Source organism: Desulfonauticus autotrophicus (assembly GCF_055381725.1).
In genome coordinates this window covers 1,372,684-1,384,774 of sequence record NZ_AP042395.1, presented here as the reverse complement: position 1 = coordinate 1,384,774, position 12,091 = coordinate 1,372,684, and the positions used below count along the sequence as shown (strand labels likewise).

General features: G+C 39.2%; 13 protein-coding genes and 1 pseudogene. 13 read left to right on the top strand and 1 reads right to left on the bottom strand.

From position 1 onward, the window contains the following. Window positions 1-15: 15 nt before the first annotated feature. On the bottom strand, window positions 16-951 hold the full coding sequence (mnmL, locus tag ACZ42F_RS07895) for a tRNA modification radical SAM protein MnmL/YtqA (protein ID WP_464280231.1): 936 nt from the start codon (window positions 949-951) through the stop codon (window positions 16-18). Window positions 952-1,019: 68 nt separating this feature from the next. Here mnmL and ACZ42F_RS07890 point away from each other — a divergent pair, with 68 nt between their 5' ends. The 13 genes and pseudogenes from ACZ42F_RS07890 (at window position 1,020) to atpD (ending at window position 12,088) form a co-directional block, all read left to right on the top strand. Next, window positions 1,020-2,060: a rod shape-determining protein gene (locus ACZ42F_RS07890; RefSeq protein ID WP_464278564.1), complete on the top strand. Its 1,041-nt coding sequence runs from the start codon at window positions 1,020-1,022 to the stop codon at window positions 2,058-2,060. A gap of 54 nt (window positions 2,061-2,114) precedes the next feature. Then, window positions 2,115-2,870 (top strand): rod shape-determining protein MreC, encoded by a 756-nt coding sequence (mreC, locus tag ACZ42F_RS07885; RefSeq protein ID WP_464278563.1) that lies wholly within the window; start codon window positions 2,115-2,117, stop codon window positions 2,868-2,870. A 423-nt stretch (window positions 2,871-3,293) separates the two neighbouring features. Continuing rightward, on the top strand, window positions 3,294-3,956 hold the full coding sequence (locus ACZ42F_RS07880; RefSeq protein ID WP_464278562.1) for a hypothetical protein: 663 nt from the start codon (window positions 3,294-3,296) through the stop codon (window positions 3,954-3,956). Between the two features lie 58 nt (window positions 3,957-4,014). Continuing rightward, entirely contained in the window at window positions 4,015-4,788 is a 774-nt protein-coding gene (locus ACZ42F_RS07875; protein WP_464278561.1) for a penicillin-binding transpeptidase domain-containing protein, read from the top strand. Continuing rightward, window positions 4,785-5,087 carry a penicillin-binding transpeptidase domain-containing protein gene (locus tag ACZ42F_RS07870; protein ID WP_464278560.1) on the top strand — a complete coding sequence of 101 codons (303 nt, stop codon included), beginning with the start codon at window positions 4,785-4,787 and terminating at the stop codon, window positions 5,085-5,087. Before ACZ42F_RS07875 ends, ACZ42F_RS07870 begins: the two co-directional genes overlap by 4 nt. After that, window positions 5,077-6,185 (top strand): annotated as a pseudogene (gene rodA, locus ACZ42F_RS07865) (rod shape-determining protein RodA). The gene ACZ42F_RS07870 and the pseudogene rodA overlap by 11 nt, the downstream one beginning before the upstream one ends. Before the next feature lie 10 nt (window positions 6,186-6,195). After that, window positions 6,196-6,552: a bactofilin family protein gene (locus ACZ42F_RS07860; protein ID WP_464278559.1), complete on the top strand. Its 357-nt coding sequence runs from the start codon at window positions 6,196-6,198 to the stop codon at window positions 6,550-6,552. A 141-nt stretch (window positions 6,553-6,693) separates the two neighbouring features. Then, a complete protein-coding gene (locus tag ACZ42F_RS07855) occupies window positions 6,694-7,116 on the top strand; it encodes an ATP synthase F0 subunit B (protein ID WP_464278558.1) in 423 nt (140 codons plus the stop codon). Between the two features lie 65 nt (window positions 7,117-7,181). Beyond that, window positions 7,182-7,715: a F0F1 ATP synthase subunit B gene (gene atpF / locus ACZ42F_RS07850; RefSeq protein ID WP_464280230.1), complete on the top strand. Its 534-nt coding sequence runs from the start codon at window positions 7,182-7,184 to the stop codon at window positions 7,713-7,715. Further along, complete coding sequence (gene atpH / locus ACZ42F_RS07845) at window positions 7,712-8,263, top strand: ATP synthase F1 subunit delta (RefSeq protein ID WP_464278557.1); 552 nt, start codon at window positions 7,712-7,714, stop codon at window positions 8,261-8,263. Before atpF ends, atpH begins: the two co-directional genes overlap by 4 nt. Window positions 8,264-8,268: 5 nt before the next feature. After that, window positions 8,269-9,777 (top strand): F0F1 ATP synthase subunit alpha, encoded by a 1,509-nt coding sequence (gene atpA, locus ACZ42F_RS07840; RefSeq protein ID WP_464280229.1) that lies wholly within the window; start codon window positions 8,269-8,271, stop codon window positions 9,775-9,777. A gap of 14 nt (window positions 9,778-9,791) precedes the next feature. After that, a complete protein-coding gene (locus tag ACZ42F_RS07835) occupies window positions 9,792-10,661 on the top strand; it encodes a F0F1 ATP synthase subunit gamma (protein WP_464278556.1) in 870 nt (289 codons plus the stop codon). A gap of 20 nt (window positions 10,662-10,681) precedes the next feature. Continuing rightward, window positions 10,682-12,088, top strand: coding sequence for a F0F1 ATP synthase subunit beta (gene atpD, locus ACZ42F_RS07830; protein WP_464278555.1), 1,407 nt, complete (start codon window positions 10,682-10,684; stop codon window positions 12,086-12,088). Window positions 12,089-12,091 lie beyond the last annotated feature (3 nt).

Sequence of the window (12,091 nt, the reverse complement as noted above, 5' to 3'; positions counted from 1 at the left end):
TCAATTATTTTTTTACTATAAAAGGAAGTGATTTAATTCTACTAAAGAGGTTCCTCTGGCTTTGCCTTGCCAGGAGTCATGTTGTTCCAATTCTAATAAGATGTTTTTTATTACCTCTTGCTTATTGCCAGCCCAGGTAGGTGCGATGAGTTCCTGGGGTTGGGGGTCGCCATTTAGGCGGTGGACTACTATGTCTGGCCGTAAACTTTCCAAGCCTTTTCTCAGCCAGGTTACATACTCTTTTAAGCTTAGAGGCATATATTTGCCCTCTTTGTAGAGGTCAGCCAGCCTGGTATTAGCGCAAATATAAAGATTATGAAACTTTATTCCTTGGACAGGTAGACTGTTGATAAACTCGATGGTTTGCAAAAAGTCTTTTTCTTTTTCTTGAGGAAGTCCAGCGATTACATGCACGCAGGTTTTAAAGCCAAAGGAGTGCACCCTTTTTACTGCTTGACTAAAGTCTTCTTTAAGATGACCTCTGTTGATGAGGGCAAGGGTGCGGTTGTGAGCAGATTGAAGGCCAATTTCCAACCACACTTCTTTAAAGTGGTATTTAGCAATTAAAGAGAGCTTTTCCTCATCTAAACAATCTGGTCTCGTGCCCAGGCATAGGCCAGCTAGCTGAGGGAAGGAACTTATTTCTTCCAGGACCTTTTTAATTTTTTCCAACGGTCCGTAAGTATTGCTGTAAGATTGAAGGTAAGCCAGGAATAATTGAGCTTTGTATTTTTTTTGAAATTTTGCTTGAAAGTAGCTAAATTGTTCTTTAAGAGATAAACCCTTGGTTTTTAAAGAGGTTCCTGAACCCTGAGGGTTGCAAAAAATACATCCTTGAGTGGAAAGGGTGCCGTCTCGGTTGGGACAGGAAAACCCTGCATCCAGAGGTATTTTTTGCACTCTTTGACCAAATTTTTTCTTTAAATATAAATTTAGAGGAAAATATCTCATCATAGCTATTGAGTTTTTTCTTCTCTCAAGTTAGGAGTCTAAACCTAAAGTTAGTTTGGAGTTAGAATATGTTTAAAGTATTTAATAAAGTTTTAGGAGCCTTTTCTTCTGATTTAGCCATTGACCTGGGAACTGCCAATACCTGTGTTTATGTGAAAGGTAAAGGGATAGTTCTCAATGAACCTTCTGTGGTGGCAGTGCGTAAAGATTTGCGCTCGGGCAATAAGGTCCTGGCTGTAGGTTCTGATGCCAAAAGAATGCTGGGCCGGACTCCGGGAAATATTGTAGCTGTAAGGCCTATGAAAGACGGGGTAATTGCTGACTTTGAAGTGGCTGAGGCCATGCTCAGGCATTTTATCTGCAGAGTGCATAATAGTAGAAGGCTGGTTCGCCCCAGAATTATAGTGGCCGTACCTACAGGCATTACTCAGGTGGAAAAAAGGGCGGTTAGAGAGTCTGCCCAGAGTGCTGGAGCCAGGGAAGTTTATCTCATAGAAGAGCCCATGGCTGCTGCTATTGGCGCTAATTTACCCATTACTGAGCCTACTTCCAATATGGTTGTAGATATTGGAGGTGGAACTACTGAGGTGGCAGTAATTTCCCTTTCTGGAGTGGTCTATAGTCGGTCTGTGCGGGTTGGTGGAGATAAAATGGATGAAGCAATTATTCACCATGTAAAGAGAAAATATAACATGCTTATTGGCGAGAGCACAGCAGAAATGATTAAAATTAATATAGGTTCGGCCTATCCTTTATCAGAAGAAATGGAAATGGAAATTAAGGGCCGGGACCTGGTCTCTGGTATTCCCCAGCATATTACCATTACTTCTGAAGAGGTGAGAAAAGCCATTTCTGAACAGGTGGAAAACATTGTACAAGCAGTGCGCATTGCCTTAGAGCAAACTCCGCCAGAATTGGCTGCAGATATAGTGGATAAAGGTATTGTTTTAACAGGAGGCGGAGCCCTGTTAAAAGGATTAGATGCTCTAATTAGAGAGGCTACAGATTTACCTATTACTGTAGTGGACGATCCCCTTTCCACTGTGGTTTTAGGAGCAGGTAAGGTCCTGGAAAACCTGGATGTTTTAAAGGAGGTAACCATAGATTAAGCGTACTTCTACTAATCTCCTGAGGCTTTTTTTCTTTTTCTAGCCCTGTATCTTTTGCTTTATACTCTTAATAGTAAAACTGCTATCCTGGATAAAACCTTGGGCAAGACCGGGCTGGAAGTGGTAGGCTGGATTTTAAAGCCTGTAGATTACTTAAAGGAAAAGGGAGAGTATTTCTGGAATTCGTATATTTATCTGGTAAATTTAAAGCAGGAAAATGACCTTTTAAAAGAACAGGTAAACAAGCTACTTCTAGAAAAGCATAACCTGGAATTTAAACTAAATACTTTGGAGCGTTTTGCCAGTATTTTTCACCTTAACCCTTTTCCTGAGTATAAATATATAGGAAGTAGAATCCTAGCCAAGCGTTTAGGTCCAGGAGGGCTGTTGGAGACAATTGTCCTGGATAAGGGAGAGGTTCAGGGACTAAAGCCAGATGATGTGGTTTTAAATCCTTATGGAGTAATTGGACGTTTACAAAAAGTTTCTCTTACTTCTTCTTTAGTACTTCTGGCCTGTGACTCCAACAGTAAAATTGCTGTTGTTTCAGCCAAACACAGGGTTCCTGGCGTCTTAAAGGGAGAAGGGCCTGGTTCCTTGCTTAATTTGCTTTATGTCCCTAAAAATGTCAGTCTAGATAAGGGAGAGATTCTTTTAACTTCGGGTACGGATGAACTTTTTCCACCAGGTTTGCCTATAGCCAAGATTGATTCTTTTAAATCTCAAGATATCTCTCTTTTTTTGGAAGTAAAAGCTTCTTTATTAGTTGATCCTTATCTTTTGGAAGAAGTTTTGATTTTAAGGCCATGAAAAGTTTATTTGTTTATTTGCTTTACTTTTTCTTTTCTGTATTTTTCATGTCTTATTTTCCTATAGTTGAAACTTTTTCTCCTATTTTGTTTTATAATTTAAAGAGAGGAAATTATACTAATTTTTGGGTTTTAGGTATTATTGCTTTAGCTTTTTTAGAAGGTGTATCTATTTTAAGGTTTTCTATTTTTTTACCGTTTTTATTTGTACAATATTTTTTGTTTCACTTGATAAGTGAGTTTATTGATTTTGAAACTGTAGTTTTTGATGCTATATATTTTTTTATGGTTTCTTTGTCCTTGTTTTTATTAATTAAGGAATCACAAATCCTCCTGGATATATATATTAAAAATATTAACACCTTGTTATATTTTTTATTTTCCTTTTTTATGTATAATATTTTTTGTTTTGTAATAAAAAAATATGAACTTACTTAAACCGAAAATAAATTGGGAAGCAGACTATTCTTCCAAGATTTTAGTTTTATTGGTATTTTTTGTGGTATTTGTATTTGGTGTGAGGTTATGGTTTTTACAGATTTTAAAAGGTGAGTATTTTGCTAAGAAATCTTTGGATAATAGGACGCGGATTGTAAAGGTGTATGCCCCTAGGGGGCTGATTTTAGATAGAGAAAAAAAACTTTTAGCCTTTAATGAACCTGCTTATGACTTAGCTATTATTCGAGAAGACTGTAAAGATAAAGACTGTAAAGAAGAATTAGATTCTATAAGTATTCTTTTAAAAAAAGATCTTACAGAATTGAAAGAAAAATTTTTTACAGGTAAAAAAAGAGTAAAAGTTTTTGAACCTCTTATTTTGTCAACTAACTTAAGTTTTCCTGAATTAGCTAAAATAGAGTCTAGACTTTATAAGTGGCCGGCTTTGAAGATAGTTGTAAGACCAAGAAGAAAATATAATTATGCTTATGCCTTAAGTCATGTTTTAGGTTATGTAAGTTTGGCTAGTGAAGAAGATTTAAGTAATGATTTAAATTTAGATCCTGGAGATTATATAGGTAAAAGTGGAATAGAAAAGAGTTATGAAGACATCTTAAGAGGAAAAAAGGGAAAAAAAATTAGAAATTGATGCTGTTGGTAGAGTTTTTAAAGAGTCTTTAATCGAGCTACCGCAACCTGGAAAGGATTTGTTTCTAAGTATAGATCTGGAGTTGCAAAATTATATTTACCATCTCCTGGAAGGAAAAGCTGGAGCGGTGGTAGTGTTGGAGCCGGAGACAGGACAAATTTTGGCTTTGGTAAGTTCTCCGGGGTATGATTTAAATAGGTTTGTTTTTGGAGTAAAGGAAAAAGAATGGAAAAGCTGGTTAAAACATCCTTTTCATCCTTTGCAAAATAAAGTCATTCAGGGGACTTATCCTCCAGGTTCTGTATTTAAGTTAGTTATGGCAGGTTTTTTCTTGAATCGACTATCTCTTGATCCTTTGGAGTCAGTATTTTGTTCCGGAGATTACAAATTGGGGCTAAGGGTCTTTAGATGCTGGCGTAAGGAGGGACATGGCTGGGTAAATTTAAAAAGGGCATTAGTGGAGTCCTGTGATGTTTATTTCTACAAACAAGGAGAAGGCTTAGATATTGATGAACTAAAGTCTTTTGTCGTAGCCAGTGGTTTTTCGAGGCTTACTTTGATTGATTTACCCTATGAAAAGGCAGGATTTTTCCCCAGTAAAGAGTGGAAGAGGAAACGATTCAGAGAAGGCTGGCAAAAGGGGGAAAATTTGAATATATCCATTGGGCAAGGCTATGTCCTGGTAACTCCGTTGCAAGTAGCTAAATTTGTAGCAGGTATTGTCAACAATGGAATTACTTATAAACCTTCTTTGCTTTTAAAAGAAAAAAAATGTTTCCAGAAACATTGCCTTTTTCTCAAAAAAGTTTGGAGTTTATTCGGAGAGCCATGATTGAAACAGTGGAAAACGATCGAGGAACAGCCAGAAGTTTAAAAGAGCGAGGCATAGTGATAGGCGCTAAAACAGGTACTGCGCAAGTAGTAAAATTAAAAGAGGAAGACTTGGAAAAGGAAGTGGAAGAAATTCCTTATAAGTATAGAGATCATGCCTGGATGGCCAGTTTTGGGGTAATTAACCAGAAAAAGTATGTGGTAGTTTGTTTAATGGAACATGGTGGGCATGGGGCTTCTGGAAGTGGTCCTATTGTAAAAAAAATATATACATATCTAAAACAGAAAAATGATAGATAGAAGACTAATTGAAAATATAGATTTTAAATTTTTTTCTTTAGTAATTATTCTTTTTATAATTGGAGTTATAAATCTATTCTCTGCTAGTGTCTATAGATTAGAGGACGGTTTAAATTTTACTCCTTTTTTTATAAAACAATCTATTTGGGGTTTAATTGGTTTTTTTGCCTTGTTAAGTTCTCTCTTTATAGATTATAGACATTTAAAATATATATCTATCTATTTTTATGGTGTTTCTATTGGTTGTTTGTTAGCAGTATTTAAATTTGGAAAAATAGTTTATGGAGCTAGGAGATGGATAGATTTAAGGTTTTTTAGTTTTCAACCCAGCGAAATGGCTAAGATTGCCACTCTCATTTTAGTTGCCTATTTACTCAGTAAAACAGAAGGTGTTTTAAGTAAAAAGGATTTTTTTAAGATTAGTTGTATTGGTTTAATTCCATCTTTTTTAATTATGAAACAGCCAGATTTAGGTACAGCATTGTTATTGCTTTTAATTATTGGAGGGATGATTTTTTATAAGGGATTTCAGAAAGGACTGGTAAAGCTTATTGCCTTTTTATTTCCTTTAGTGCTACCTACTTCCTGGTTTTTTTTACATGATTATCAAAAAGAAAGGATTTTAAATTTTTTAGACCCCTCCAGAGACCCTTTAGGGGCTGGCTATCATGTTATTCAGTCTCAAATAGCCATAGGTTCAGGGAGACTTTGGGGTAAGGGTTTTTTAGCAGGCAGTCAGAGTCAATTACGTTTTTTACCAGAAAAACACACAGACTTTGCCTTTGCCGTGTTTGCTGAAGAATGGGGGTTTATGGGAGCTATTTTTTTGCTTTTTTTATTTTGTTTTTTCTCTATTCTATTTTGCAGATAGCTTTTCAGGCCAAAGATGCCTTTGGTCGTTATTTGGGAGTGGGAATCTTTTTTTACTTTTTTTGGCAAATTGTCATTAATATGGGAATGGTCCTGGGTTTAATGCCTGTGGTGGGAGTTCCTCTTCCCTTTATTAGTTATGGAGGAACTTCTTTAATTATTAACTTTATTTTAGTGGGGTTGGTGATAAATGTTGGTATGCGGCGCTTTATTTTCAAAAAAATCTAGGAGTGAAGAAATGGGCAAAGACGATTTTAATGCTTTTTTGGGTAAAGGTACCCATTATGAAGGGAAACTGGTATTTCAGGGTACGGTGCGTCTGGATGGTAGTTTTAATGGCGAGATTGACTCTCAGGGAACCCTGGTTGTGGGACAAGAAGCTGAGGTAAAGGGTAATATCAGTGTGGAGCAACTTATGGTCAGTGGAAAAATTGAGGGAGAAGTTAAGGTTGCCAATCGAGCTGTATTTTATAAGGGGGCTCAGTTCTTGGGTAATTTGGAAACCAGTGTTTTAGTGGTAGAGGAAGGTGCCCAAATTCATGGTCAAGTAAGCATGAAAAATGGGGTAAAAACAGAGTCGTTAGAAAATATGTGAAATCTTTAACAATAAATAGATTAAGGGTTTGTAGCCTGTTTTTAGTTAGTTTTTTGTGAAAAACTCTTTGACACAGGCCTTAAAATTAGCTAAAGCCCGACTGACTTTGAACAAAAATTCACATACTTTGAAGGGGGCACTATGATTGAATTAAATTTTACCTTTTTTGTCCAACTGGTTAACTTTTTGATTGCTCTCTTGGTTTTAAACCTCATTTTATTTCGTCCTATTCGAGAAAATCTGCGTAAAAGAGCAGAGCTTATGGCTTCTCGTTTGGAGGAAATAGAAAAGTTTTCCAATGCAGCAGAAGAGAAGCTTTCTTCTTATGAAGTTTCTCTGGATGAAGCCAGAAAGCAGGCTCAGGAAATCAGGAGTAAATTAAAAGAAGAAGGGTATGCAGAAGAAAAGTTGTTAGTGGAAGCAGCTATGGGTGAAGCTGCTGGAGTGATTAAGAGTGCTAGAGAAAAATTTGAGCAAGAGCGTAATGCTGCTTTAAAGAGCTTAGAAGCAAAAGTAAGTGATTATGCAGCAAAAGTGGCCTCCAAGATTTTGGGAGAGGCCTAAAAAATAGGGCAAGAGGAGGGCGTAAATTGAGTAGCAGGTGGAAAAAAGTCTTGTGGTTTAGCCTGATGTTCCTGCTAACGGCAGGGATAGCCTGGGCCTCAGAAGGTGGTGGAGGTCATGGCGATAAGTGGATGAACTTCCTTTATCGAGTGATTAACTTTGTCTTGGTGGTGGGAATTATTTATAAGCTGGTGGGAAAACGTATTCGCGATTTCTTTTCTGGGCGTTCCTATCAAATTGAAAGTGAATTGACAGATTTAGAGAACAGGAGAAAGGAAGCTGAGGCAAAGCTAAAGGAAGTTGAAGGTAAAATTGCTAATTTAGAGCAGGAGCGTGAGGCTATTTTGCAGGCAGCTAGAGAGCAAGGTGAGGCTGTGAAAGCTCAGATTATTGAGAAGGCCAAAAAGTCTGCAGAGCAGATTAAAGAACAGGCCAAGATTACTGCTGAGCAGGAAGCCAAGGCTGCCTTTGATCAGGTAAAGGCAGAGTTGGCAGACAAAATTGTAGAGGCTGCCGAAAAGATTATTCAAGAGAGGCTAAGTGGGGATATTCATAAGAAACTTATTAATGAATATCTAACAAAGGTGGTGGTAAATTGAGAGGGAACATAGTAGCTAGAAGGTATGCAAGAGCCCTTTTTGCCCTGGGTCAAAAGGAAGGGCAAGAGGCTTTAGAGAGGTATGGCAAGGGCCTAGATGCTGTAGTTGAAGTTTTGAATGTAGCCCCTGAGCTTCTTAGAATATTTGCTAATCCCATTTTTACTGTAGAAGAAAAGAAGGCAGTTTTAGCTAAGGTTCTGGAGAAGATCGAGCCAGAACCCATGATTAAAAATTTCTGTTTTCTTTTAGCTGATAAAAACCGTTTGGCCTTTTTGCCAGAGATTCAGGCTTATTATAGCCATCTTTTGGACTTGGCCAGTGGTGTTATCAGGGGCGAGTTGTTTACAGCTATCGAACTGGAAGAAGAGCTAAAATCAGAGATTGCTACCAAGTTGGCAGAGCAGTCCAAAGCCAAGGTGGTCTTGGATTATAAAGTAGATCCAGGCATCTTGGGTGGACTTATTTTAAAGGTAGGGGATAAGGTTTTAGACGCCAGTATTAAGGCTCAGTTACAAATTTTGAAAGAAAACATAAAAAGGGGTGAGTAGTGGCCATGCAAATCAGAGCAGAAGAAATTAGTCAAATCATTGAGAATCAGATTAAGAACTACGAACAACGTGTAGAGATGAGTGAGACAGGAGTGGTCCTGTCTGTGGGTGACGGTATTGCCAGGGTTTATGGCGTAGAAAATGCCATGGCAATGGAGCTTTTGGAGTTCCCTGGCGGTGTTATGGGAATGGTTCTTAACCTGGAAGAAGACAGTGTTGGTGTTGCCCTTTTGGGTGAAGATACCCACATTAAAGAGGGTGACCTGGTCAAAAGGACGGGCAAAATTGTTCAGGTACCTGTAGGTGATGCAGTTATTGGTAGAGTTATCGATCCTTTGGGTAATCCTTTAGATGGTAAAGGTCCTATCCAAGCCAAAGAATATCGTTTTGTAGAAATTAAGGCTCCAGGTCTTATGGCTAGAAAGCCAGTACATGAACCCATGTATACTGGCTTAAAGGCTATTGATGCCATGACTCCTATCGGACGTGGTCAACGTGAGCTTATCATTGGTGACCGTCAGGTAGGTAAGACTGCTGTTTGTATTGACGCCATATTAGCTCAGAAGAATTCTGATATTTACTGTTTTTATGTTGCCATTGGACAAAAGAAATCTACAGTGGCTCAGGTGGTAGACACCCTGGAAAAGCATGGAGCCATGGAATACACTACAGTTATTGCAGCTACAGCTTCTGAACCTGCTTCTTTGCAGTTTATTGCTGCTTATTCTGGTTGTACTATGGGTGAATATTATAGAGATAATGGCAAGCATGCCCTTATTATTTACGATGACCTTTCCAAGCAGGCTGTGGCTTATCGTGAAATGTCCTTGCTCTTAAGACGTCCTCCAGGACGTGAGGCTTTCCCTGGTGACGTTTTCTACCTGCACTCCCGTTTGTTAGAGCGTGCAGCTAAGATGCATGACAGCTTGGGTGCTGGTTCCTTAACTGCTTTGCCTATCATTGAGACCCAGGCTGGTGACGTATCTGCTTACATTCCTACCAACGTTATTTCCATTACTGACGGTCAGGTTTACCTGGAACCCAACCTATTTTACGCAGGTATTCGTCCTGCTATTAATGTTGGTTTGTCTGTATCCAGGGTTGGTGGTGCTGCTCAGATTAAGGCTATGAAAAAGGTTGCTGGTACCTTGCGTCTGGATTTGGCTCAATATCGTGAGTTGGCTGCCTTTGCTCAGTTTGGTTCTGATTTGGATAAAGCTACCAAGCAAAAGCTTATTCGTGGTGAAAGATTGGTAGAGCTCTTAAAACAACCTCAGTATCAACCCATGCCTGTAGAAGAGCAGGTAGTATCCCTTTATGCTGGTACTCGTGGTTTTATGGATGATTTACCTGTAGAAGCTGTAAGAAAGTTTGAAGATGGACTTTTGGATTACATGAGAAATCAAAGAAGTGATATCTTAAATGAAATTAAAGAAACTCAAGACCTAAGTCCTGAGTTGGATAAGAAACTTGCTGCGGCTATTGAGGAATTTAAAAAGACCTTTAAGGCTTAAAGGGAGATAATATAATGGGTGCATCATTAAGGGATATTAAGCGCAAAATAGATGCGGTCAAAAAGACCAAACAGATAACCAAGGCCATGAATATGGTGGCCTCGGCAAAGTTACGCAACGCCCAGTTGCGAATTGAGCGCTTTCGTCCCTATGCTGATAAATACTATGAAATCATAGCTGACCTTTCTGGCAGGGCAGATGCCTCTATCCATCCTCTTCTGGAAAAGAGAGAAGAGGTAAAGACAGTAGGCATCCTCCTGGTTACCTCTGATAAAGGGCTTTGTGGTGCTTTTAATACCAATTTGTGCAATGCTGCTAACAAATTAGCCCTGGAAAAGAAGGCCGAAGGAAAGGAAGTAAAGTTTATCTGTGTAGGGAAGAAAGGCCGGGATTTTTTCAAGAAAACAGAGTTTGAAGTTATAGAAGCAAAAGCAGATGTCTTAAATAACTTTGACTTTCAGCTAGCCAACGAGACAGGTGAATTCCTTATCAGTAAATTCTTAAACCAGGAACTGGATGAGGTATATGCTATCTTTGGTAAGTTTGTTTCTGTGGTCAAACAGGACCCGGTAGTAAGCAAGATTCTTCCTGTAGAGTCAGAGGCTGAAGCTGGAGCAAGTAGTGAATATATTTTTGAACCCTCTGTGGAAGGTCTTTTGGCAGAACTTTTACCTCGCTATGTAAAAGTCCAAGTGTACAGAGCTTTACTGGATACTTCTGCTAGTGAACATGCTGCCAGAATGACTGCCATGGATAATGCTACTAAAAACTGTGATGAGTTGGTTAACTCTTTAACTCTAGTCTTTAACAAAGTAAGACAGGCAAGCATCACTGCAGAACTTATGGATATTGTGGGTGGTGCTGAAGCCTTAAAAAATGCTTAAACTAAGAGGGGGCTTTTAAAATGAGTGAAAATATAGGCAAAATTGTGCAAGTTATTGGTAACGTTATTGACGTGGAATTCCCAGAGGGGAAACTTCCTAATATTTTGAATGCCTTGGTTTTGAACAACCCAACTATTAGTGATGAACCTGATAACCTGGTTGTAGAAGTTGCTCAGCATCTTGGAAACAATGTTGTTCGTTGTGTAGCTATGGATACCACTGATGGTCTGGTTAGGGGTATGCCTGTAAAGGATACTGGTGCTCCTATCCAGGTGCCTGTAGGAAAGTCTGCTTTGGGTCGTGTATTGAATGTAGTAGGACGTCCTGTGGATGATATGGGGCCTGTTAAGGGCGAAAAGATGTATCCCATCCACAGAGAAGCTCCTGCTTTTGTAGAGCAAAGCACCAAGATTGAGCTGTTGGAAACAGGTGTTAAGGTTATTGACCTGCTCATTCCCTTTCCCAAGGGTGGTAAGCTGGGAATGTTTGGTGGTGCTGGTGTAGGTAAGACCGTTATCTTAATGGAGCTTATTAATAACATCGCTAAGCAGCACGGTGGTATTTCTGTGTTTGCTGGTGTTGGTGAAAGGACTAGAGAAGGTACTGACCTTTACCTGGAAATGAAGGAAGCTGGCGTATTGGAAAAAGCTGGTTTGGTTTATGGTCAGATGAACGAGCCTCCAGGAGCTAGAGCTAGAGTAGCTTTGACTGCTTTGGCCATGGCTGAATACTTCCGTGATGAAGAGAATCAGGACGTACTTCTGTTTATTGACAATATTTTCCGTTTTACTCAGGCCAACTCTGAGGTATCTGCGTTGCTTGGACGTATGCCCTCTGCAGTAGGTTATCAGCCCACCCTGGCCACTGACCTTGGTGCCTTGCAGGAAAGAATTACCTCTACCAAGAAGGGTTCTATTACTTCTGTTCAGGCTGTTTACGTACCTGCGGACGACTTAACTGACCCTGCTCCTGCTACTACCTTTGCTCACTTGGATGGTACCATCGTTCTTTCCCGTCAGATTGCTGAGCTTGGTATTTATCCTGCGGTGGATCCCTTGGATTCTACTTCTCGTATCCTGGATCCCAATGTTCTGGGTAATGAACACTACATGGTTGCTCGTCAGGTACAGCAGATCTTGCAGAAATATAAAGACTTGCAGGATATTATTGCTATCCTGGGTATGGATGAGCTTTCTGATGAAGATAAGCTTATCGTATCCAGAGCTAGAAAAATTCAAAGATTCCTGTCTCAGCCCTTCCATGTTGCTGAACAGTTCACAGGTAAGCCTGGTCGTTATGTAAAGCTGGAAGATACCATTAGAGGATTTAAGGAAATCATCGAAGGTAAGCACGATGATGTGCCTGAGCAGGCCTTCTATATGGTTGGTACAATTGAGGAGGCTTTAGAAAAAGCTAAAGAAGCATAAAAA